General features: G+C 46.6%; 19 protein-coding genes. 10 read left to right on the top strand and 9 right to left on the bottom strand.

Translation table 11 applies throughout. From position 1 onward, the window contains the following. The first annotated feature begins 1 nt into the window (after position 1). From F8C67_RS00800 to F8C67_RS00765, 8 genes are all read left to right on the top strand, one after another. Positions 2-1,291 carry a DASH family cryptochrome gene (locus F8C67_RS00800; protein ID WP_151665882.1) on the top strand — a complete coding sequence of 430 codons (1,290 nt, stop codon included), beginning with the start codon at positions 2-4 and terminating at the stop codon, positions 1,289-1,291. A 52-nt stretch (positions 1,292-1,343) separates the two neighbouring features. Continuing rightward, on the top strand, positions 1,344-1,874 hold the full coding sequence (locus tag F8C67_RS00795; RefSeq protein WP_151665881.1) for a hypothetical protein: 531 nt from the start codon (positions 1,344-1,346) through the stop codon (positions 1,872-1,874). Continuing rightward, positions 1,875-3,209, top strand: coding sequence for a pyridoxal phosphate-dependent decarboxylase family protein (locus tag F8C67_RS00790; RefSeq protein ID WP_223277491.1), 1,335 nt, complete (start codon positions 1,875-1,877; stop codon positions 3,207-3,209). Positions 3,210-3,281: 72 nt separating this feature from the next. After that, complete coding sequence (gene ctlX / locus F8C67_RS00785) at positions 3,282-4,175, top strand: citrulline utilization hydrolase CtlX (protein WP_151665880.1); 894 nt, start codon at positions 3,282-3,284, stop codon at positions 4,173-4,175. A gap of 263 nt (positions 4,176-4,438) precedes the next feature. Continuing rightward, entirely contained in the window at positions 4,439-5,260 is an 822-nt protein-coding gene (proC, locus tag F8C67_RS00780) for a pyrroline-5-carboxylate reductase (protein WP_151665879.1), read from the top strand. Positions 5,261-5,349: 89 nt separating this feature from the next. Next, entirely contained in the window at positions 5,350-6,141 is a 792-nt protein-coding gene (proB, locus tag F8C67_RS00775) for a glutamate 5-kinase (RefSeq protein ID WP_151665878.1), read from the top strand. Between the two features lies 1 nt (position 6,142). Then, a complete protein-coding gene (locus F8C67_RS00770; RefSeq protein ID WP_262714213.1) occupies positions 6,143-7,339 on the top strand; it encodes a glutamate-5-semialdehyde dehydrogenase in 1,197 nt (398 codons plus the stop codon). 102 nt (positions 7,340-7,441) lie between these two features. After that, on the top strand, positions 7,442-8,179 hold the full coding sequence (locus F8C67_RS00765; RefSeq protein ID WP_151665876.1) for a hypothetical protein: 738 nt from the start codon (positions 7,442-7,444) through the stop codon (positions 8,177-8,179). A gap of 10 nt (positions 8,180-8,189) precedes the next feature. Here the strand turns inward: F8C67_RS00765 and F8C67_RS00760 are convergent, their stop codons facing one another. The 6 genes from F8C67_RS00760 to glyA all read right to left on the bottom strand — a co-directional run bounded on the left by F8C67_RS00760 (position 8,190) and on the right by glyA (position 15,676). Then, positions 8,190-8,600 (bottom strand): Fur family transcriptional regulator, encoded by a 411-nt coding sequence (locus F8C67_RS00760; protein WP_151665875.1) that lies wholly within the window; start codon positions 8,598-8,600, stop codon positions 8,190-8,192. Between the two features lie 3 nt (positions 8,601-8,603). Then, positions 8,604-9,389 carry a DUF4625 domain-containing protein gene (locus F8C67_RS00755; RefSeq protein WP_151665874.1) on the bottom strand — a complete coding sequence of 262 codons (786 nt, stop codon included), beginning with the start codon at positions 9,387-9,389 and terminating at the stop codon, positions 8,604-8,606. A gap of 94 nt (positions 9,390-9,483) precedes the next feature. After that, the gene (locus F8C67_RS00750) at positions 9,484-11,856 is read right to left on the bottom strand and encodes a TonB-dependent receptor (RefSeq protein ID WP_151665873.1); all 2,373 of its coding nucleotides are present in this window, start codon (positions 11,854-11,856) and stop codon (positions 9,484-9,486) included. Further along, positions 11,853-13,220: a histidine--tRNA ligase gene (gene hisS, locus F8C67_RS00745; RefSeq protein WP_151665872.1), complete on the bottom strand. Its 1,368-nt coding sequence runs from the start codon at positions 13,218-13,220 to the stop codon at positions 11,853-11,855. Before hisS ends, F8C67_RS00750 begins: the two co-directional genes overlap by 4 nt. Positions 13,221-13,269: 49 nt before the next feature. Beyond that, the gene (locus F8C67_RS00740; protein ID WP_151665871.1) at positions 13,270-14,247 is read right to left on the bottom strand and encodes a J domain-containing protein; all 978 of its coding nucleotides are present in this window, start codon (positions 14,245-14,247) and stop codon (positions 13,270-13,272) included. Positions 14,248-14,401: 154 nt separating this feature from the next. Further along, the gene (glyA, locus tag F8C67_RS00735) at positions 14,402-15,676 is read right to left on the bottom strand and encodes a serine hydroxymethyltransferase (protein WP_151665870.1); all 1,275 of its coding nucleotides are present in this window, start codon (positions 15,674-15,676) and stop codon (positions 14,402-14,404) included. A gap of 55 nt (positions 15,677-15,731) precedes the next feature. Here glyA and fahA point away from each other — a divergent pair, with 55 nt between their 5' ends. Next, entirely contained in the window at positions 15,732-17,006 is a 1,275-nt protein-coding gene (fahA, locus tag F8C67_RS00730) for a fumarylacetoacetase (protein WP_151665869.1), read from the top strand. A gap of 75 nt (positions 17,007-17,081) precedes the next feature. Here fahA and F8C67_RS00725 read toward each other — a convergent pair whose 3' ends face one another. Both F8C67_RS00725 and F8C67_RS00720 read right to left on the bottom strand, forming a co-directional pair. Next, positions 17,082-19,307 (bottom strand): RelA/SpoT family protein, encoded by a 2,226-nt coding sequence (locus F8C67_RS00725; RefSeq protein ID WP_151665868.1) that lies wholly within the window; start codon positions 19,305-19,307, stop codon positions 17,082-17,084. Between the two features lie 791 nt (positions 19,308-20,098). Continuing rightward, positions 20,099-20,728 carry a 7-carboxy-7-deazaguanine synthase QueE gene (locus F8C67_RS00720; RefSeq protein WP_151665867.1) on the bottom strand — a complete coding sequence of 210 codons (630 nt, stop codon included), beginning with the start codon at positions 20,726-20,728 and terminating at the stop codon, positions 20,099-20,101. 191 nt (positions 20,729-20,919) lie between these two features. Between F8C67_RS00720 and F8C67_RS00715 the strand changes: the two genes are divergently transcribed. Further along, complete coding sequence (locus F8C67_RS00715) at positions 20,920-21,252, top strand: hypothetical protein (protein ID WP_151665866.1); 333 nt, start codon at positions 20,920-20,922, stop codon at positions 21,250-21,252. Positions 21,253-21,672: 420 nt separating this feature from the next. Here the strand turns inward: F8C67_RS00715 and F8C67_RS00710 are convergent, their stop codons facing one another. Beyond that, entirely contained in the window at positions 21,673-22,542 is an 870-nt protein-coding gene (locus F8C67_RS00710; protein WP_151665865.1) for a bifunctional 5,10-methylenetetrahydrofolate dehydrogenase/5,10-methenyltetrahydrofolate cyclohydrolase, read from the bottom strand. Between the last annotated feature and the right edge of the window lie 8 nt (positions 22,543-22,550).

The raw sequence follows: 22,550 nt of genomic DNA, 5'->3' as shown, positions 1-22,550 counted from the left end.
CATGAATCGAACAGTACACTGGTTTAGAAATGATTTGAGATTGGATGACAATGCCGTTTTCAATAGAGCTGCTGAGGCTTCTGATGAGCTCGTGGGCATATACATTTTCGATGAAATCAACTTCGAGCGTGGAATTCACGGAGGTCAAAGGATGCACAGTAGAAGGGCATTTTTCCTGTGGCAATCGGTAATGGAGTTGCGCGAGAGCATGCGAAATCGAGGATCTGAATTGTACGTATTCAAAGGCAATCCGGTCCAAATCCTAAAAGAACTACACGAGCTCTGGAGCTTCACATCGCTCAGCTATTCGAAAAGCGTAGGATATGAAGAACGTGAGAGGGAAGCTGATGTAGAGCGAGAACTCAGTGCCAATGTTCAAATTCATGCGGATTGGACGCACACGCTGATCAACATGGAAGATCTCCCCTTCTCCATCGAAAAATCTCCGGACGTCTTCACGCCTTTCAGAAAGAAGATTGAGAAGTATCACGAGTTTACACCTCCTGTGGATGCACCAGATGTAGTACCCAGTTTTACAGGTGAAATTCCAGCGAAAGCTCTCAATTATTTCGAGGAACTTGATCTTGATGATTTTGAAACCGACGACAGAGCAGCTCTTGATTTCAATGGGGGCGAGCTTGCCGCCCGAAGCAGAATTGAACACTATTTTTGGGAAACCAAATCCCTTCTTGAATACAAGGAAACACGCAATGGACTCATTGGCGCCGACTACAGCTCGAAGCTCAGTCCGTGGTTAGCAAATGGATCGCTTTCACCTCGAAGGGTATACAGTGAAGTGAAGCGATTTGAATCGGAGAATAAATCAAACCAAAGCACCTATTGGTTAATCTTTGAGCTCTTGTGGCGGGATTACTTCCAAATTGTCGCTCTTAAACATGGAAAGAAGTTGTTCGCGGAAAACGGCTGGAAAGGCACGCCAAGAAAATGGCGTCAGGATGAGAAGCTATTTAACAAGTGGACCGAAGGAGAAACGGAGGATGATTTCGTGAATGCCAACATGAAGGAGCTGAAACACACAGGTTTCATGAGCAATCGCGGTCGACAAAACGTGGCTTCCTTCTTAACGCATCAGTATAAAATTGATTGGCGATGGGGTGCCGCTTACTTTGAAGAGATGTTAATTGACTACGACGTGGCCTCCAATTGGGGCAATTGGTCGTACGTTTCAGGAACGGGAAACGACCCTAGAAAAGACAGGGTATTCAACACACAATTGCAGGCAGACAAGTATGATGCACAAGGCGAATACCGAAGTCTTTGGCTGGATTGAAATCGCTGCGCACAACAATATTGCTAAATTTGAAGCCTGAACAACACACATCATGAAACGAATAGTGCCCATTCTCCTAGTCGCTCTTGGTTTAACCGCTTGTGAAAAAGCGCGAGAATTGACGCAATTCACCATTGAAACGAATACCGAGTTTACCATTCCAGCGGCAACGGGTATCAACCTTCCGATTGATATCATCACGCCTGATGTGGAGACCAATTCGTCGAACACCTTCGAAAACAACAATACGCGAGCTGACCTAATCGAGGAGGTTCGCCTAGATGAGTGCGATCTTACTATCACCGCGCCGGGCTCAGCAGATTTTGACTTTTTGAAGTCCATTGAAATCTTCATTAAAGCTGAGAACGAGCCTGAAGTGCTACTGGCTGAACGACAGGATATACCAGACTCCGGCCTAACGGAGCTCTCCTTGGATGTGACCGGTGCGGACCTGACCCCTTACCTGAAGAAGAGCGAATACGACCTGCGCGTGAAAGTGGTAACCGACCAAGTTCCGGGTAGTGACATTGATATCAATATTGAGTCGATTTTCTTTGTAGACGCCAAGATATTCGGACTCTAAATGAAGAGTCACGAAGTATTAGAATCACTTTCAGAGAAGTGGGCGAATCAAATCCCCGGAGGCGTGCTAGAAGGCCAGGAAGCTATTGATTCTCAGTCAATATCCATTCTTAGCCAGATGGCCGAGAAAATGGAGAATAACTACCCTTATGCTTCTCCGCTGTATGCAGGACAAATGCTTAAGCCACCTCATGTGATTGCAAGAACGGCTTATGCTTTTGCTCAGCAAATCAATCCAAACAATCACGCACTGGACGGCGGGCGCGAGAGCTCTTCGATGGAGATTGAAGCCGTTGCCGAAATTGCCCGAATGTTCGGCTGGAACGAGCATTTAGGTCACCTTGCCGGTGGCGGAACCATGGCAAATTTGGAAGCTTTGTGGGTAGCGGGGTCTATTCATCCTAATAAGAAAGTGGTAGCATCACAAGCTGCGCACTACACACATGAGCGGATTACTTCAGTCTTGAAAATTCCATACGCCTCCATACCAAATAGAATAGATAAGCCTGTTCTGGATACACTGGAATTGGAGTCCATGCTAAAGGAAGGCAACATTGGAACGGTGGTAGTAACCGCCGGAACTACCGGCACGGGCCACGTTGAGCCGGTAGACGAGGTAATTCGATTGGCGAAGAAATATGGTGCTCGTGTACACGTAGATGCGGCCTACGGAGGTTACTTCAGACTCGTTGTGTTCGATAAGCCATCCATCCAAAGTGCATTTGATGCGATTACCGAAGCCGACAGCATTGTAATTGATCCACATAAACACGGACTACAACCTTACGGCTGTGGCTGTGTACTGTTCAAAGACCCGAGTGTCGGGAAGTTCTACTTGCACGATTCACCCTATACCTACTTCACCTCGGAAGAGCTGCACTTAGGAGAGATTACACTGGAATGCTCAAGACCTGGTGCTGCTGCGGTTGCGCTTTGGGCCACTCAGAAACGCTTTCCGCTGAATGTGGGAGGCGAAATGTCCGATGGACTTAAAAGGTGCATCGATGCGGCCAATGCCTTGCACAGCGGTTTAGAATCGACCGGAAATTGGCTGCTTCCGTTTGAACCCGATTTAGATATCCTTGTGTATGCACCGCGTGCGAATTCAATTTCAGAAATATCGAAATTGAGCGAAGAGATCTTCGATGCTGCAGCGAAGCTAGACCTCCACCTCGCTTTGTACAAGATGGATGCTCGTTATATAGTGGACGACCAAATGGAACGAGATTCAGAAATAGTGACATGCTTGAGATCCACGCTTATGAAGTGGTCTCACAAAGACTATATACCTGAAATTCAAAGGCTTCTTGAACAATCACGTGTTCAAAACTCGTAGCCTTCGTGGAATTTTCCTACAAATTGTATTCTGGGTTTGAGGTAATTTAATGACTACCTAATCAACAAGCCCATGACTACCCTCTTGCTCATTCGACCCAAACACTTCGGATTTAATCCCGAAACAGCGCAGAGTAACTCGTTTCAAAAGCGCACCTCTGACCAAGATGTACACGAAAAAGCGGTTGATGAATTCAACCGGATGATTCACGTCTTAAACCTCCACGCGATTCCGCATATCGTTATTAATGATACCGAGCGTCCCATCAAACCTGACGCTATTTTTCCAAACAACTGGTTCTCTACGCACCGAAGCGGACGCATTGTCCTCTACCCCATGGAGGCCGCGAACCGAAGAACCGAACGCCGAGAAGATATCATATCGCGACTCAAGGAGGAATTCGAATTCACCCAAGTAATCAATTACAGCGATAGAGAACAGGACAATGTCTTCTTAGAAGGTACAGGAAGTCTCGTGTTCGATAGAGTACACCGATATGCCTTATTATCTCGATCATCGCGATCCAACTTGAGTCTGGCCGAAGAGGTCTGTCATGAACTCGATTACAAATTGATTTCATTCACCGCGATCGATCATGAAGGTATTCCCGTTTACCATACAAACGTCCTCGTGTGCATTGGTGAGCGATTTGTGGTGTGGTGTCCGGACATGATTTCGGACAAGTCTGACCGCCTTACACTCGAAGCTTATATCACCAAGACAAAAAAGGATTCCATCGAGATTACAAGGGAACAAGTGAAGTCTTTTGCCGGCAATATGCTCGAGGTGAAGAACGAAAGTGGAAACAATTGCCTGTTGATGTCCTCAACGGCAAGACGCTCATTGACCACCGATCAAATCTTTGCGCTTAGGAAGCACTGCGCCCTCCTTCCGATTCCAATTCCCACCATTGAACGAATAGGCGGAGGAAGTGTGAGATGCATGGTAGCAGAAGTAGTTAACTAGTTGAAATTTACTGCCGTATCTGCGGATTTTTGCGCCGATGTGTCGGACAACTGACCATTCGGCAGTCTGTCAGTTTTTGTCAAAATTTATTCAGCACACGACCATACCTAATCGTAAAACACTGATTTTCAATTAAATATTTTTAAACAATTCCACCACATTCCCGTTAGGTGTATAGAAATGTCGCATGGAGTTTGCACCCATGACAGGCAATTGGGAAGAAAGTGTCAGAGCACCTGACACAAAAATTTTAACTAACCATAATGAAAGTGCTAGTTATCGGAGCCGGCAACATGGGCTCCACGTATGCAGAAGGTATGATAGGCTCACCCCTTCTAGGAAGAAAAAACTTAATGATTTATGACGCGGACCCGGGCCGCCGCGAAGAACTTAGAAAGCAGGACGTGTACGATGTGCATGACCGCTTAGACGCAAGCCTCCCACAGGCAGATGTGGTATTTATTGCTGTAAAGCCTTACCACACCGAAGAATTGTTCGAGGAAATGAAACCTCACATCAATTCTGATCAAATTTTTGTGTCTATTATGGCAGGCGTGACGCTCGACTACATGAGCGAAACACTAGGCGTAGACAAAATTATCCGCGCAATGCCAAACCTTCCTGCTCAGGTAGGAAAAGGAATGACCTCCTTCACAGGTACAGAAGGCGTGAGTCGAGTTGAACTCCTCACCATTGAGAATCTCTTGAAAACAACGGGTAAAGCTATCCATGTAAGCAGCGAACGCTTCATTGATGCATCTACCGGAATTTCAGGTAGTGGTCCAGCTTATATCTTCTATTTCATGGAATCGATGATGGATGCCGCCCGCGATATGGGATTCTCTGAGAAGACAGCCCGCATACTTGTGAGCAGCACTTTTGAAGGTGCTACCGAACTCTTCAATCAGAATAACATTTCTCCAGCCACTTGGATGAACCGAGTAGCGTCTAAAGGAGGAACAACACGTGCAGCATTGGATAGCCTAGCGGATAACAATGTACACGAACTGATTCATGAAGCTGCATTCGCCGCATTCAAGCGCGCCATGGAAATTGGCGAAGAATCTACCGCTTCAGCAGAGTAATCCTCCCCCACATTTCATATCACCAAACCAACAATCTGCGAAAATCGCAGTCCGACAACCGTCGGAAGTTTCTTCGTAATCCAAAATAGATGGAGACGAAAAGAGTGGTTATTAAAGTCGGCACGAACGTAATGACCAACAAAGACGATCGAATCGTGCGCCCAATTCTCGATAATCTAGTAAAGCAAATCGCTGAACTGTACGAGAGAGACATTCACACTATCCTAATTTCCAGTGGCTCTGCCATTGCAGGCAAAGAAATCTTAGGAGATTGCTCCATTGAGGAGCCAAGCATTCGTCGACAGGTTTTTAGCTCTATCGGGCAACCTAGAATGATGCGAATGTACTATCAACTGTTTCACGACTACGGACTTACCTGTGCACAGGTTCTCGCAACGAAGCGCGACTTCAATCCAGGAATCCACCGTGAGAATATGATCAATTGCTATGAAGGCCTCATTAGCCAAGGCGTTATTCCTATTGCAAATGAGGATGATGCCACTTCGGTTACACAATCGATGTTCTCTGATAATGACGAACTCGCCAGCCTTGTAGCAGAGCTCACTAGAGCGGACATGATGATCATTCTAACAGATATCGATGGTTTCTACACCGGGCATCCGGATCACGAAGATTCTGAAATCCTGCCAGAAGTGACTCCAGAACAGGATATCGAAAAGTATATCCAAGATTCTGAGAAAGACGAACATCAGGGTCGCGGAGGCATGGAGTCCAAAGTGAAAATCGCCAAGAATACAGCCGCCAAGAATATTCCAACGTATATCGCCAACGGTAAGTTGGACAACGTAATTCTCGACATCATTGACGGGAAGGAAGTCGGCACAGTATTCAGAAATGAAGTTGAACCAGCAAACGCATAATATGGAACTTATTAGTACTGATAAAAAGAATGCCGTGCTGAAGAGTATGGCGCGAATACTCGACGAAATGCGCGGTGAAATCATCGCCGAAAACAAAAAAGACCTCGACGCTTTTGATCCAAATGATCGAGCTATGTACGATCGCTTAATCGTCAACGATGCTAAGGTTGACGGGATGATTAGCGCCGTGAATCAAGTGCACGATATGCCAGATCCTGTAGGAAAGGTGTTGGCCGATCGTACCCTGGATAATGGTCTGCATATCCAAAATAAAACTGCCCCATTCGGCACCATTCTCATTATTTATGAATCTCGTCCGGATGTAACCATTGAAGCTGCCGTACTCGCTTTCAAGGCGAACAGCAAGATTCTTCTAAAAGGTGGTAAAGAGGCGAAGAATTCCAATATCATTTTGGAAAAAGCGTGGCATAAAGCACTCGAAGAAAACGGATTGAAAACCGATTGGATTCGACTCATGACACTCCCGAGAGAGGAAACCCAGGCCTTCCTTCGCAATCCTAGTGAGCAGTTGGACCTCATCGTACCTAGAGGCGGAGAACGTCTCATCTCATTTGTTAAGGAACACGCTCAATGCCCAGTGTTGGTGAGCGGTAGAGGAAATAACTTCCTATATGTAGACAAAGAGGCCGATTGGAATAAAACCCTCGAAGTAATCTTGAACGCAAAGACTGACAAGATTTCGGCATGCAATGCCCTTGACAAAATTCTCATTGATGAGAACCTTCCCGAGTACAAACAAAAGGTTGTTGAGCTCAATACCATACTTCGCGAGGCAGGTGTAGAAGTTTTGGCCGATGAACATGTAGCTGAACTCGATTCTGACTCAATCAAGGTTGAGAATGAAGACACCTGGTACGAGGAGTTCCTAGCCATGAAGAGTGTAGTTGCAACGGTGGACTCACTGGAGAATGCCATTGAAACGATTAACAAATACTCAGGTGGACACAGCTCGACCATTATGACTTCGAATAATGATCGTGCGGCCAAGTTCATGGAACAAATTGACAGTGCAGCGGTGTACCAAAACGCTTCTACGCGTTTCACAGATGGTGGAGCGATGGGCGTAGGTGCCGAGCTCGCTATTTCAACAGATAAATTGCACCACAGAGGTCCACTGGGCCTCGATCAGCTCGTAACGAACAAATATTACGTTTACGGCGACGGACAGGTGCGCTAATATTTCTTCCCCAAGAGCGGAGTCCCGCGTTGTATGCGGGATTCCACTCTTAATATCGCTATATTATTACAAGTCAATACTATTAACCAAAACTCATTTATTATGCTTCTGAAGAGAATCGCTCTTCTTTCATTCTTCCTTCCCCTATTCACTTATGCCCAGAACGGGCGCGTATCTGCCGACCTCTACGGCGGTGTATACATGCCATTTCCAGGAAACATTGCGGCTGACCTCGACGGTGAAACGCACCGTGCAAAGTTCGGTTGGCCAGAATTAGACGGAAACCTTTATGTTCGGGTATTAGACGCCCAGAGCGGCGATAAGAGCTTCATCGATATTTATGGAGGTGGTACGTACCGAAACATGTTTGGACTAGAAGAGCTAGCTGATGGTCGTGATTTTGAAGGCGACATGAGCATGCGACAATTTCGCGTGGGTGCGAAGTTTTTCGACCTCGTTCGTGTGTCCTATGTGTATGCTGGAATCAATGCCGCCGGAGTTTCTGAAGGAGTCTTTCAGACCTTTACCTACGGCGGACCGATGGTGTGGCAGAACGGTTATGACATCGGTTTGGAGGCCAAGCAGGGTATCAACTCTGTAGGGCTGTATTTCCAGAGTTCATTCAATCCGCCTGCGAGTACAGATGAGCGCGCAGTTCAGTGGTCAATAGTAGATGCGAGAATTCGTTCAGAACTCTTGAAAGGTGAAACTGCTTCGGGATTCGTGCAGTTGAACTTTGGATATGACCAAATGAGCTATGACAACCGTGAAGCTTCGGATAACCGAAACCTGGATTACACCGGCTTCCGAGTAGGTGCAGGTATCGGTGTAGCTTTCTAAAGTAAACAGGCTAGGCGCACGACTTACACGTGCCCATCAACAATAAATTCCCGCTATCAACTGAATACCCTTGTGGTAGGTTGATATGCGGGATTTTTATATCCTCTAGGCAAACCGTGTCGTTGCAACGTTCACATTTGAAGTGAACGTGATTATCGTGATGGTGGTCACCGCTGCACTCGGTTCCGCAAAGCGCGTACTTCTTTACCGTGTCGTCATCAATCACTTGATGGATGATTCCACTTTCTTCTAGTGCAGCAAGAGTGCGATAAAGCGTAACTCTATCGGCTTTAGGCATGGCACCTTCCACATCTTGATGGCTCACGGCTTTTCCTTCGTTGAGGAAATACTGCATCACTTCACGACGAATAGCCGTGGTGCGCAATCCATGAGTCTTCAAGATGTGGTTTAGGTCTGCCATATATTATTCTTCTATGTCGAGTTCTACTTCAACAATAGTGTGGTTGCCTTCGATGTCAACAGCTTTAATCATGAGCAAGTAATGACCTGCCTCTTCTGTTGCTGGAATGGTAACACTCATATTGCTGAGGTCAAAGGTAGTAGGATCATCAGTAAATTCCATCTCATCTTCCGCTACTTCATGAAGATGTTCATCATCGTGATCATGTCCGTGCTCGTCATGCTCGATTTGAAACAAAATCAAATGGATTTCTTCGAGTCCTTCCACATCTGTAACGGTACCCATTGGGGTAATGGTTTGGCCTAACTGATAAACGTCTTCATCCACCGGAGACGTCACGTTTACAATAGGCTGACTTCCATTCTCGATTACGATTTCACGCTCTTCGAACTCTCCTTCATTACCGTTATCATCAAGAACCCTAAGCACAACATGGTACGGTCCAGAAGCAACCTCCGTCGGAATCATAGGGTTGTCTGAAACGGTCACTGTGGCACCGGAAGTGTTTAAGATTTTCACATAGGTCCACGGATCAACTTGCACTTTACCGTGCTCGTGTCCATCAAAAACTTCGTGAATATCAATCTTAACCTGAGAAACGCTTTCGTTATCTACAGCGGATACATCAATCGACAACTGCGTTCCAGCTTGCACGGTTATTTCGTCATCAGATCCATTGATTAGAACCTGCGTCATCTCTGGCGCCTCCGTATCAACTTGCTCTTCTGAACACGCTACAAAAGCGAGTGAAGCAATCGCAATAGGAAGGGTTGATTTCAAAACTCTCATTTGGAATGGGGTATAATTTGTTTTCGCAACTATGTTGCAAATATAGTATACCTAAACATTTCTGCAACTATGTTGCATAAATGTTCTTTCACCCTTAAAATGAATACTTTACTTGGAGAATGAAGTTGATTCCCTGTTCAGGCAAGTTCAGAATTCGATATCGAGACAGGTGTCTGAGGTAAGATTGGTTGGTGAGGTTTTGGATTCTGACGCTCACCCCCCATTCGTTGCCATTTGACAGTACATCTGAGTAACCTGCGTAAATGTGAATGAGGCCGTATCCTGGCGTGGTTAACTCATTCCTGGCCACCCTATCCTGGGCCGCAACGAACTGAAGTTCTGAACCTACACTCCATGAACTACGTTCTCCCGTACGTTCAAACTCAGGAATGAATGTCACACCCAAAGGTGGTTGGAACGGCAACGGCAAGTTGGTCTCCGTGCTTGTGGCACTCACATATTCACCTATCAATGTGAGATGTAGTAGATAATCATTCCACGCTTTTGAACCTAAGTAGATGTCATAAGTAGCCGAAACTTCACCGCCAAATTGAACCATCGCACTTTGTTCATATTGGTACAATTGACCTGCATCCGGCAGTGGACTAAACCTTCCCGAAGGGTTGAGGTAAATGAAATTGCTGTAATATCCTCCGAAACCCGTCATCTTAATGGAGAGTGGTTCGAAATTCAAGAAAGCATTCAACTCACCTACATACCCGGATTCAGGATCCAAGTCCGGATTACCCACTTCATGTCGGAAGGTGCCATGATGGACGCCATTTGAAGCGAGTTCATTCACCGCTGGAAGTCGGTTTAAGTAGCTAACATGTCCATTAATTCCATGATTACCAAGTTGTTTCGACAAGCCTAATGTCACAGAAGGTCGAACTTGAAGAAGCGTAAAGGGTGCCACCCTTTCCACCAATGAGTCGGGCTCAGCATAGTACGGTTGTGAATGACCTTGTACATTGGTATTGGCTCCATCTAAACGTACTCCGGCACTATAGTTCCAGTCAGATGTACGCCACTTCATCAAGAAGAACGCACCAAACTCATTGCGATCGTACGCTGGAATAAGAAACTCCCATCCCGAGATTCGATTGGCCTTGTTTTGATAATTCAGTCCCCCACTTAACGAATAGTTATCTTTTGCATATTCAGTTGAATACTTCGCTTCTATGGATGTAAGGTTCAGACCTAACGCAAGTGTATTCGAACTGTCGATATACGTTAGACCATGTCCGTGAGGTTGAGATCTCTCCCTTCTGATGTTTTCTTGTATTCCGATGTTCAAGGTATGCGTATAATACCCTCTACTTACCTGATAATCAAAAATATGCTTGTAATGCCTAGTCTCTTGATTTGGAGTTGCAACGTTCCTTTGATCACCTATTTCGCCAATATCAAATGCTCTTGGAATGCCCGTCGCTCCTGGAAATAGCCCCACAACCTGATCAAATACGGAAAAGGTATAGGTGAGATATTCATCCGAATTGAACATATATCTGACATCCGCCTTAAAATTGAGTTCTGTACCAGCCGTATTCTTCAGAATCCCATTTGGCAAAGGGAGAATGAAACCATTATAAATGAACTGGTCATCCGGCACGCGATAATCTGCAAAATCTTGAACCGAAGCCCGAGCACTAACTATCAATCGCTGATTAGTACTTCGATAGTTTAGAAGTCCAGACCCTCCGTAGAGCCGGTTGTTCGTTTTCCCTAAACCTTGTATCGTTCCAGAAAAGCCGGTCTTGATAGATTCCCACTTTGGGTTGATTCGCACAACTCCCGTAAGCATTCCCGGGCCTTCAGCTATAGCACTTGGACCAGAGATTACCTCTACTTCATCTACGCTGAATTGATCGATTTCCAGTCCGTGATCCATTCCCCATTGCTGTCCTTCCTGACGTATGCCATTATCAACAACCTGAACTCTGTTGCCAATGAAACCACGAATCATAGGCTTGGCTATTCCCACGCCTGTGTTCACTGCATGTACTCCAGGCAAAACATCAATGGCCTCAGAGAGCGAGTTTCCTGCTCTTTCACGAATATGATCATCGTCTAAGGCCGCTCCGCTTGATCTGAATTTAATGTTCCCAGATGTGAGGGTAGATCCAACATCAACGGGCGGCAATACACTGTAAATCCGCTTTACTTCAAGTACGTTGATTGAATCTGGATAAACTGTGAAGTAATCGACTTTTGGTCCCTCGGGAATTCCTATACCCGACGTCTGAACGACTTTAATGAACTCGGATGAATTTGAACTTTTGAAGGAGTAAACAAACCTACCATCGTATTGAGGAAAGGCAACCTTTCTACCATCAGATAGCTCCAAGTAAGCACTAGTCACCTCTTCCTCATCCTGATCTACAATAACCACTTTGTAGAGCTGCTCTTCCTGAGCAAAAGTGGTTACCGCTATACAGAATGCAGCGAAAAGGTATAGAATTCTCATTCTCGGAAAAGCGCTATCAACTGATCGAGTGTATACATCTCCTGCTCCCCACTCTCAATGTTCTTCACCTGCGCTACACCATCAGCAATCTCACGGTCACCCATAATCACCGTGTACTTAATACCTTTCTTCTCGGCATAATCAAATTGCTTCTTGAACTTCGCAGAGTCCGGATAGCATTCAACCGAAAATCCTGCGTTTCGAAGTTCTGCAGCCCACTTCTGTGCAACAGCCATCTCGGCATCACCCATATTAAAGAAGAGCGCATCAGGTGACTTTGAAGTGTCTTCTGGGAACAAGTTCAATTCCTCCAAGCAGAGGTAAATTCGATCGAGACCAAAGCTCACACCCATACCCGAAAGACCCGGCATTCCGAAGATTCCGGTAAGGTCGTCATAGCGGCCACCGCCACCGATGGAGCCAAGCTCAACATCTTTCGCCTTTACTTCCAAAATAGCGCCCGTGTAGTAGTCTAGCCCACGTGCAAGCGTAAGATTCACAACGAGTTCCGCGGATGATAGCGAAAGTGCATTTACTTGATTGAGGACGAAGCCCAGCTCTTCGAGACCCTTCTTCCCTACTTCCGAATCACTCAAGAAGTCTTCCAAGAAGTTCATCACCTCCTCGTTGTTTCCACTCATAGAAAGCAATGGCAAGAGCTTCGAAGTTCCGTCAGACGGAATACCGCGCTCTACCATTTCTTCTACTACTTTATCAGCTCCAATCTTATCGAGCTTGTCAAGCGCAACCGTAAAGTCCGTAAGCTTTTCAGAAGCTCCAATCACCTCGGCGATACCGGCCAAGACCTTGCGGTTGTTCAAATGTATTTCCGTTTTCAAGCCTAGTTTGCCAAATGCACGGTCGTACAGTTGTACAAACTCTACCTCCTGCCAGAGCGAATCGCTTCCCACCACATCGGCATCACATTGCCAAAACTCGCGGAAACGTCCTTTTTGCGGACGATCTGCACGCCATACAGGCTGCATCTGATAACGCTTGAAAGGCATAGCTAACTCGTTTCTGTGCTGCACAACATAGCGGGCAAATGGAACGGTTAGGTCGTACCGCAAAGCTTTATCAGCTATAAATGACGTCCATGCATTTGGATTGTCATTTGAACGAACGTCGGCAGGAACTTTACTCAAGAAGTCACCAGAGCGTAAAATCTTGAAGATGAGTCGGTCTCCCTCTTCACCATATTTACCTGTTAAGGTTTCAATATTCTCAAAGCTAGGTGTCTCAATAGGCTGAAAACCATAGCCTTCGAAGGCAGAGCGAAGTACCGACATGATGTAATGTCGACGGTTCACCTCTTGCGGATTGAAGTCTCTTGTACCTTTTGGAATACTCGGTTTTACGGCCATTTCTCGAATAAATTTCTGCAAATATAAAGCGCTCAGTGGCCGATACAACCTATTTGCCAGCTATCGCTTTCGGGATTTTGACGTTGCAATACTCAAAACATTTCGAAAAACGCTCTTCTTGTATGAGTTCGCCGTATTCAATCGAGTTGTTCATGCTGTTCTCCAAGATGCTTTCATTCGAATATGCCAACGATGCCATACCATCGAATCCGTAGGCTTCCATTATCTGGCGCGCCACACACCTAGACTTGTCCGCCTTTTCAATACTAGGGAGTGCCTCAAAGCTATCGTCGAAGAGGACCATTAGTCGCAACTGAGTTTGATCCAGATAGCGCTCAATGGTTCTGTCGCTTGGACGGAAAAAATCGATTTCGTGATAGTCACAATCTTCCGCATTGTACCGAAGGATGAAGCTATCGCCATCCAATACAGGCATTCCGTTATCGCTTCGGTTGTGATTTCGAACGTGCTCTACCCTTTCGGAACCGTAGAAAACTTCCTCGCCCACATAAAATTCAAAATGAACTTCGTAGTGCTCTTGGTGGGTAATAGTGGCAATGGTTTCTACAGGGTTCGAATTGATCTTGTAGTCGCGGTAGGCGTCATACGCCTCCACAATGCCCAGATAGATAAAAATCAAGGTCATAATGATGGCCGCGGCCAGTTTGTATTGCCGTGCCTGCTCCCTATCCTGCTTTTCCTTCTTTTGTTTGATTTTGCGAATGAGCTCTTGACGTCGAAGTTCGGCTTTTCGCTTCTTCTCCTCTTCCTCCTGCGCTTTCTTTCGGAGATTGATGAAATTGGCCTTTGCGGGTTCGGGTCTACCCTGACGATCCCACGCGACAAGGCGTTCATGCGCCATGGCAATTTGAGAAAACCTCTGTTCCGAATTGGGTTTGGAAGACGAATCGGGATGCCACTCCTTGGCTAGTTCACGGTAGCGCGATTTGATTTCCTTGAGCGTTGCACCGTAAGGCAAGCCCAGGATGTTGAATGCTTCAGAAATGCTCAACTTTAACCGCGCCACATTTTGGAACTTTGAATGTGAAGATACAACAAGGACAAGTTCAGAACGAAAATCTCGCCCAAACCTGTCCTTCTATTTGTGTAACGCGATGGATTCTGAAATCTCAGCATCCAAGCGAGTATATGTCTAAGCCTTAATCAGGCTTAACGTCTTATCAGTATGCAAAGAGCGGTCGCCCTTGCATCATCTCATTCACATCGTTGGCAACGGCCTCAAGGTTGGCCTCATCCTCAGGATTCTGAATCACTCGGTCGATAAGCTCAACTACTTTCTCCATATCAGATTCCACTAACCCACGTGTGGTAATCGCAGGCGTTCCAACGCGGATACCACTCGTTACGAAAGGCGATTTATCGTCAAACGGCACCATGTTCTTGTTCACAGTGATCTCGGCTTTAACAAGCGCATTTTCAGCCAATTTACCGGTCACATTCTTATTTCGAAGATCAATGAGCATGCAGTGGTTGTCGGTTCCACCTGAGATAAGGTCGTATCCTCTACTCACAAATGCTTCTGCCATAGCTGCAGCATTCTTCTTCACTTGAATAATGTAATCTAGGAAGCTATCAGAAAGTGCTTCGCCGAATGCTACAGCCTTGCCCGCAATCACGTGCTCCAAAGGACCACCTTGCGTTCCTGGGAATACCGCACCGTCGATCATAGCACTCATCATCTTGGTTTCGCCCTTTGGAGTTTTGATGCCCCAAGGGTTCTCGAAATCTCTCCCCATCATGATCATGCCTCCACGCGGACCTCTCAAAGTCTTGTGTGTGGTGGTCGTCACAAAATGGCAGTGTGGCATTGGGTCGTTCAGAACGCCCTTCGCTATCAAGCCCGCTGGGTGAGACACATCGGCGAGGAGCAAAGCGCCCACTTCATCTGCAATCTCACGGAATTTTGCATAATCTAAATCGCGTGAATAAGCAGATGCACCGCATATAATCAATTGTGGTTTCTCAGCCAGTGCAGTCTCGCGAACTACGTCGTAATTGATGCGACCCGTTTCCTTTTCCACTCCATAAAAACATGTCTGATAAAGCTTACCAGAGAAGTTGACTGGCGAACCGTGGGTAAGATGACCACCGTGCGAAAGATCAAATCCCATAATCTTATCACCAGGTTTCAAAATGGCCAGGTAAAGGGCCGCATTGGCTTGAGAACCTGAATGCGGTTGCACGTTCACATACTCGGCGCCAAACAGTTCCTTGGCTCTATCGCGAGCGAGGTTCTCCACTTGGTCAACCACTTCGCAACCGCCATAGTAGCGTTTGCCTGGGTAACCTTCGGCATATTTGTTCGTGAGAACAGATCCCATCGCTTCCATGACTTGGTCGGAAACGAAGTTTTCAGAGGCGATAAGCTCTATGCCATCGGTCTGACGTTCACGTTCTTCTTGAATGAGGTCGAAAATGGTGTTATCTCTTTCCATATTATGTTGTAATCTTGCATCAAATCGCACAGCAAACGCTCAAAAGTAAAGGAAAATGATCAAAGCGAACGACCCAAATCGCCGCAGTTGGATCAACGTAGAAAGTGGTTCAGATTTCCCAATCCAAAATATCCCTTTTGGTGTCTTCATTCCAGAGGATGATATCATCACTATTGGTACGAGAATCGGCGACACTGCCGTTGACCTTTCTGCCATGCAGCAACTCGGATATTTTGACGAAATCAACCTCGACGAAGACGTATTTCTTCAAGATACCTTAAACGATTTCATCGCCCTTGGTCGTGAAATTAATCGCGATGTGCGCGACAGAATCGCCGAAGTATTCGACGCCGATAACGCCGAATTGCGCGATAACGATGAGCACAAGGCAAAAATCCTCTTCCCCGTAAACGAGGTGCAAATGTTGATGCCGGTATTTTGTCAAGATTACACCGACTTCTACAGCTCGCGCGAGCACGCCACGAACGTTGGAACCATGTTCCGCGATCCAAATAACGCCCTACTGCCTAACTGGCTTCACTTGCCTGTTGGTTACCACGGGCGCAGCAGCACGATTGTAATTTCTGGTGAACCCGTTCATCGTCCAAAAGGACAGCGCATGCCACCAAATGCAGATAAGCCAGTATTTGGGCCATCCGTTCGCGTTGATTTCGAATTGGAAATGGCATTCATCACAGGCGAAGGCAAGCCAATGGGACAATCCATTTCAACGGCCGAGGCAGAAGAATACATCTTCGGGATGGTTCTCTTCAACGATTGGAGTGCACGTGACCTTCAAAAGTGGGAATATGTGCCGCTCGGACCATTCCTGGCGAAGAACTTTGGGTCTAGCATCAGCCCGTGGGTTGTAACTATGGACGCACTCGAACCCTATCGTGTAGCAGGTCCTGTGCAAGAGCCGGAAGTACTAGATTACCTCAAGTTCGAGGGCGACAAGAATTACGATATCAATCTTGAAGTTGGCATCGCGCCAGAAGGAAGTACTGAAACTACCGTTTGTAAGTCAAACTTCAAGCACATGTACTGGAACATGGTACAGCAGCTAACGCACCACACGGTTAACGGATGTAAGGTGAATGCAGGCGACATGATGGCTTCGGGAACGATTTCAGGTCCTACGCCAGATAGCTACGGCTCTATGCTCGAGTTGTCTTGGAATGCAACCAAGAGCATGAAAATGGCAGATGGCTCTGAAAGAACCTTTATCGAAGATAATGACACAGTGATCATGCGCGGATACTGCGACAATGGTAAAGTGAGAATCGGTTTTGGTGAAGTGAGCTCTAAGCTACTTCCAGCGATTGATTAAAGATCGAACCGATTAGATAAGAAAAGCCCCGAGGCATTTGCTTCGGGGCTTTTTCTTTTGTGTTGATATTCGAAATTACTTCGCAGATCCGGCAAACTTCCTTTCTACCGAAACCACACCTTCGACTTTCTTGAGTTTGTCCATCACGTTATTGAGGTGAACGCGGTCTTCCACAACAACAGTAATGTTCCCTTCGAACACTCCATCCTCTCCGGATATTCCAATGGATCGAATGTTAACATTCAAGTCGTTAGAGATGATCTGAGTGACCTTATTGACGAGGCCAACGGTATCGATCCCCTTGATGAGAATATTGGCAATGAATGAGCTTTGTTCATTCTGTACCCATTTGGCACGAATGGTTCTGTTAGCAAACTTGCTCTGCATGCTAATCGCATTCGGGCAGTCGGAGCGGTGAACCTTGATACCTTCGTTCGAAGTGAGGAATCCAAACACCTCATCCCCTGGAATAGGGTTACAGCATTTGGCGAGCTTGAAGTCTAGCTTTTCTTCATTTGGACCAAAAACGAGTGTTGAGCTCTCTGTCTTTACGGTTTGCTGCGATTTAGGCTGACTAGGCTGACGACGGATTTTGCTTCGGAGGTATTGGTAAATGCCACCTTGCGTATCCTTTGCAAAATCCTTCAGCATCTTATTGTCCACAATGCCCATTCCAGCCTTGTAGAACAGCTCTTGCGGGTTCTTGTATCCGAAGTGATTGACCATTCGCTGAATATTGCTTTCGGTCATTCTCACCTTGATGAAGTTCAGCTTACGCTCTAGTACCGCACGGCCTTTGTCCACCATCTTGTTGTAGTCGTCTTTGAGCGACTGCTTGATTTTAGAACGTGCCTTTGAGGTTTTCACATAGTTCAGCCAATCTTCCTTTGGCTTCTGCTTTTGCGAGGTAATCACCTCCACTTGGTCGCCACTCTTCAAATTGAAACTAAGCGGAACGAGTTTACCATTCACCTTGGCGCCGAGTGTGTGCAAACCAATATCTGTATGGATGTCGAAGGCAAAATCCAGCGGAGAGGCATTTTTCGGAAGGTTTCGCATATCTCCTTGCGGAGTAAACACGAAAATCTCGTCGCTGAAGAGCTGCATTTTGAAGTTATCCACGAACTCAACAGCATTCGACTCTGGGTTCTCGAGCAGGTCGCGAACGCGTGACAACCATTGGTCGAGATTATCGCTTGTCGCCCTATCCTCTTTGTACTTCCAGTGAGCGGCATATCCTTTCTCAGCGATTTCGTCCATTCGCTTAGATCGAATCTGAACCTCCACCCAGTGTCCATCTGGCCCCATCACAGTGGTATGCAACGATTCGTACCCGTTTGACTTTGGAGCAGAAATCCAGTCGCGCAAACGATCCGGATTGGGGCGATAGAAATCGGTCACTATAGAATAGACTCGCCAACAGTCGGCCTTCTCTCTTTCAGGCGGACTATCAATGATGATTCTCATGGCGAACTTATCATATACTTCGTCGAAGCTCACACCCTGGTTCACCATTTTTCGGCGAATAGAATAGATGGACTTAGTTCGTTCCTTGATGGTGAATTCGAGGTCTTCGCGCTTCAGTGAATCTCTGATTTTGGAAGAGAACCGCTTCAGGTATTTCATCTCCCCTGCTCGACTTGCCTTGATCTTCAAAGCAATATCTCTATACACCTCTGGTTCAGTATACTTAAGTGACAGGTCTTCAAGTTCTGACTTAATCGTATACAGACCAATTCTATGTGCTAATGGAGAGAAAATGAACAGCGTTTCGCTTGCTATTTTGAGCTGCTTGTGGTGCGGCATGCTCTCCATTGTCCGCATGTTGTGAAGGCGGTCAGCAATCTTGATGAGGATTACCCTCAGGTCATCAGAAATTGTGAGCAGGAGCTTTCTAAAATTCTCGGCTTGAGCAGAAATATTCTGATCGAAAACGCCAGACATTTTGGTGAGGCCATCGATGATTCTGGCTACTTTCTCCCCGAACATACGCTCGATATCTTCCAGCGTATAATCGGAATCTTCCACAACATCGTGTAGGAGTGCTGCGGCAATGCTAGTTGGTCCGAGCCCAATTTCGCGTGCCACGATAATCGCCACCTCGATAGGATGCAGAATGTACGGCTCGCCGCTTTTGCGTTTCACGCCGTTATGCGCATCCAATGCGAGATTGAATGCCTTGCGAATCATCTTCTTATCCTTCGCATCTGCCTTGCCCTCCGTAGAGCGCAATAGCGCGCGATATCTATTGATGATTTCGGCCTTATCCTTATCGTTCTGTATCTGTTTGGTGTCGTCCATGTAATGGGAAATGGGAGCTTAAAACAAAGCTATGAAATTTGGTGCTGCGCACAAGGTCCACTTCCTATCGTCAGTGTACAATACTCCCAACTCTCGTTGGTAGTAAGGCTCGTCGCTTCCAGCTCCTCACAAAGCTAAAGCTTCAATTCCTTTAGCGATGGTAAAATAGATGGGGGTGATCCTTGGTCCTATCTGAAACAACCAGGATTCGATTACTCGCAACTTCTTAAAGGTGCCTATTAATTCATTTTGGATATCAAATGCACGGGCTAAAGCCCTGTGCCATTTGTCTCTGGCCGAATCCTCAATCCAAAAACCGGCTTAGGCGTCAGCCTCCTTGCCGAGGTACGAGGCCTTGCATCCAACTGATAAGTTGATGCCTTGCTCTGAAAGAGCCTTCTTCGTGCTGCGCACAAGGTCCACTTCCTGTCGTCAGTGTACAATACTCCCAACTCTCGTTGGTAGTAAGGCTCGTCGCTTCCAGCTCCTCACAAGGCTAAAGCTTCAATTCCTTTAGCGATAGTAAAATATATGGGGGTGATCCTTTGTCCTATCTGAAACAACCAGGATGCGATTACTCGCAACTTCTTAAAGGTGCCTTTTAATTCATTTTGGATATCAAATGCACTGGCTAAAGTCCTGTGCCATTTGTCTCTGGCCGAATCCTCAATCCAAAAACCGGCTTAGGCGTCAGCCTCCTTGCCGAGGTACGAGGCCTTGCATCCAACTGATAAGTTGATGCCTTGCTGAGGTACGAAGCCTTACTCTGAAAGAGCCTTGCCTCGAAGAGGCTAAGGAATCCCCAAATACTTATGCGTCTGCAAACTCACCTGCCACCTCGGGTTCTTCATAATGTACTCCGTGATGTCGAGCATTACGGTGTCTCTCCTACTCCATTCGGGTTGAAGGAAGAGTCGGCAGTTTGGGCTCACCTTGGCGGCGTGCTCTTCGGCCCACTTGAAGTCGTTTTGATTGTAAATGATAACCTTGAGTTCGTGGGCAGCTTCGTAGAATTCGGGCTTGGGAGGCATGGTCTTCTTTGGACTTAAGCAAATCCAATCCCAATCGCCTGAAAGTGGATATGCTCCGGATGTTTCCACATGAATCTTCATGCCTTTAGATCTGAGCTCGCTGGTAAGAGGGGTCATGTTCCACATAAATGGTTCACCACCAGTTACCACGATAGTATCGCTGTATTCGGCAGCACCATTGGCAATCTCTCCAATGGCTGTTGGCGGATGAAGTTCCGCGTTCCAACTCTCTTTCACGTCACACCAATGGCAACCTACGTCGCATCCGCCAACACGAATGAAGTACGCGGCTCGACCAGTATGTGCCCCTTCCCCTTGGATGGTATAAAACGCCTCCATGAGAGGAAGCATTTGTCCTGCTTCAACAAGTGCTTGTTGCTCGTCAATCATGACGCAAAGGTACAATGAATACAGTGGGTAAACTAGGGTTAACAGGCTTGTAATAATGCGGTTAAGAATCGCCCCCTATGGAGCGCTAAATTCTCACACTCTTCACATAAGTTAAATGCAGCCCTAACCTCTCAGGATGTTAATCTTCGGTCATTTGCAGTGTCAACAAAACCAATAAAACACCAGACGGTATGACACTCAAGAATGCTCTCTATTCGACTTTCGCCGCTGTAATCTTCAGCATGAACGCTCAGGCAGGGCCTGTGACTCCGGTTACGAACGACGTTGTTCCTTTCCCGGATGAGATCAAATCAGCTATTTGTTCAAAAGACGGTTCAGATGTACGTGGACGCGCCACAGTACAATTCCACATCGACGCCACAGGTCACGTTGTTCTCGAGGAGGTTGAAGCCTCAACCGTGGGACTTAACAATCACATATGGAACACAGTGCACGGCATGGAAACGGCTGACACTTCGTTGGTTTCAGGGAAAATGTATACGGTTACGTTGGACGTGCAGTAGGATCTGCAAGCCTGATGTACTTAAAGAAAAAGCGTCAATCGTATTCGGTTGGCGTTTTTTTATTTCGAGGGTTAGAGGGTTAGAGGGTTGGACTTATGGACCGTCAGACTAATAGACTGAATGGCTGAAGTTCCGACTGGAAGTTCCGACTATAAGGAGGAATCCCGAGAGGCGAAGCCGATTCGGGAGAGGGTTAGAGGGTCAGAGGGTTGGGCTTTTAGACCGTCAGACTAATGAACTAACAGACTTATGGACTTTTAGACTCATAGACTTTTGGACTTACGCACTCCTATTTTCTTTGATTATAGCGTTTTTGCTTTTTGCGATTTTGCGAGAAACAAGAATCAGGAGGGTTGGATGGTCAGAGGGTTAGACCACAGTTGAACTAATGCCAGCCTCAAGCCTGAAGCCTGAAGCCTGTTACCCTCTCGCTGCCTGCAACGTATTCTGCAACAACGCTACACGCGTCATCAATCCGACGCCACCAGGTACTGGAGTCAGCCAACTCGCCTTTTCGGATACACCTTCAAAGTCAACATCGCCAGTTAGACGATAACCACGCTTTCGCGATGCGTCTTCTACACGGTTAATACCCACATCAATCACAACAGCTCCAGGCTTTACCATGTCTGCTGTAAGGAAGTTGGCTTTGCCGATCGCGGCTATGATAATATCCGCTCGCAAGCATTCCGCCTTTAAGTCGGCAGTACGGCTATGCGTTAGGGTTACCGTTGCATTTCCTGGGTTGGCGTTTCGCGCCATCAAAATGCTCATTGGAGAGCCAACAATGTTCGAACGACCTATAACCACACAGTGTTTTCCACTCGTTTCAATGTTATAGTGCTCCAACATCATAAGGATGCCATGGGGAGTGGCAGGCAAGTATGTTGGGAGATTGAGCGCCATTCGTCCCACATTCTCAGGGTGAAATCCATCCACATCCTTTTTGGGATCTATCGCAAGTGTAACTGTTTTCTCGTCGATATGCTTTGGCAAAGGAAGTTGAACGATAAATCCGTCAAGCCCCTCATCATTGTTGAGCTCTTCTACCTTCGACAGTAGATCTTCTTGAGAAATATCTTCTGGCAGTCGGATGAGTGTTGACTTGAACCCAACTTCATCACAATCCTTAACCTTACCGTTGACGTAGGCAACACTCGCGGGGTTTTCTCCTACCAAGACAGCTGCGAGGTGCGGGGCTCGATTGCCAGATGCTTTGAGCTCCGATACTTCCTTCGCGATCTTTTCTTTGTAGGCTGCCGCAGTTACCTTCCCGTCAAGTAAATTCATATCCTAGT

This window comes from Phaeocystidibacter luteus, from assembly GCF_008933115.1.
GTDB classification, from domain to species: Bacteria; Bacteroidota; Bacteroidia; order Flavobacteriales; family Schleiferiaceae; genus Phaeocystidibacter; species Phaeocystidibacter luteus.
Note: the sequence above shows the minus strand (reverse complement) of the source record. Positions and strands in the feature narration are given on the sequence as shown.

What these genes read in the sequence shown, in the direction of transcription:
- F8C67_RS00800 (WP_151665882.1), top strand. Translation starts at nt 2, where the DNA reads ATGAATCGAACAGTACACTGGTTTAGAAATGATTTGAGATTGGATGAC.
- F8C67_RS00795 (WP_151665881.1), top strand. Translation starts at nt 1,344, where the DNA reads ATGAAACGAATAGTGCCCATTCTCCTAGTCGCTCTTGGTTTAACCGCT.
- F8C67_RS00790 (WP_223277491.1), top strand. Translation starts at nt 1,875, where the DNA reads ATGAAGAGTCACGAAGTATTAGAATCACTTTCAGAGAAGTGGGCGAAT.
- ctlX (WP_151665880.1), top strand. Translation starts at nt 3,282, where the DNA reads ATGACTACCCTCTTGCTCATTCGACCCAAACACTTCGGATTTAATCCC.
- proC (WP_151665879.1), top strand. Translation starts at nt 4,439, where the DNA reads ATGAAAGTGCTAGTTATCGGAGCCGGCAACATGGGCTCCACGTATGCA.
- proB (WP_151665878.1), top strand. Translation starts at nt 5,350, where the DNA reads ATGGAGACGAAAAGAGTGGTTATTAAAGTCGGCACGAACGTAATGACC.
- F8C67_RS00770 (WP_262714213.1), top strand. Translation starts at nt 6,143, where the DNA reads ATGGAACTTATTAGTACTGATAAAAAGAATGCCGTGCTGAAGAGTATG.
- F8C67_RS00765 (WP_151665876.1), top strand. Translation starts at nt 7,442, where the DNA reads ATGCTTCTGAAGAGAATCGCTCTTCTTTCATTCTTCCTTCCCCTATTC.
- F8C67_RS00760 (WP_151665875.1), bottom strand. Translation starts at nt 8,600, where the DNA reads ATGGCAGACCTAAACCACATCTTGAAGACTCATGGATTGCGCACCACG.
- F8C67_RS00755 (WP_151665874.1), bottom strand. Translation starts at nt 9,389, where the DNA reads ATGAGAGTTTTGAAATCAACCCTTCCTATTGCGATTGCTTCACTCGCT.
- F8C67_RS00750 (WP_151665873.1), bottom strand. Translation starts at nt 11,856, where the DNA reads ATGAGAATTCTATACCTTTTCGCTGCATTCTGTATAGCGGTAACCACT.
- hisS (WP_151665872.1), bottom strand. Translation starts at nt 13,220, where the DNA reads ATGGCCGTAAAACCGAGTATTCCAAAAGGTACAAGAGACTTCAATCCG.
- glyA (WP_151665870.1), bottom strand. Translation starts at nt 15,676, where the DNA reads ATGGAAAGAGATAACACCATTTTCGACCTCATTCAAGAAGAACGTGAA.
- fahA (WP_151665869.1), top strand. Translation starts at nt 15,732, where the DNA reads ATGATCAAAGCGAACGACCCAAATCGCCGCAGTTGGATCAACGTAGAA.
- F8C67_RS00725 (WP_151665868.1), bottom strand. Translation starts at nt 19,307, where the DNA reads ATGGACGACACCAAACAGATACAGAACGATAAGGATAAGGCCGAAATC.
- F8C67_RS00720 (WP_151665867.1), bottom strand. Translation starts at nt 20,728, where the DNA reads ATGATTGACGAGCAACAAGCACTTGTTGAAGCAGGACAAATGCTTCCT.
- F8C67_RS00715 (WP_151665866.1), top strand. Translation starts at nt 20,920, where the DNA reads ATGACACTCAAGAATGCTCTCTATTCGACTTTCGCCGCTGTAATCTTC.
- F8C67_RS00710 (WP_151665865.1), bottom strand. Translation starts at nt 22,542, where the DNA reads ATGAATTTACTTGACGGGAAGGTAACTGCGGCAGCCTACAAAGAAAAG.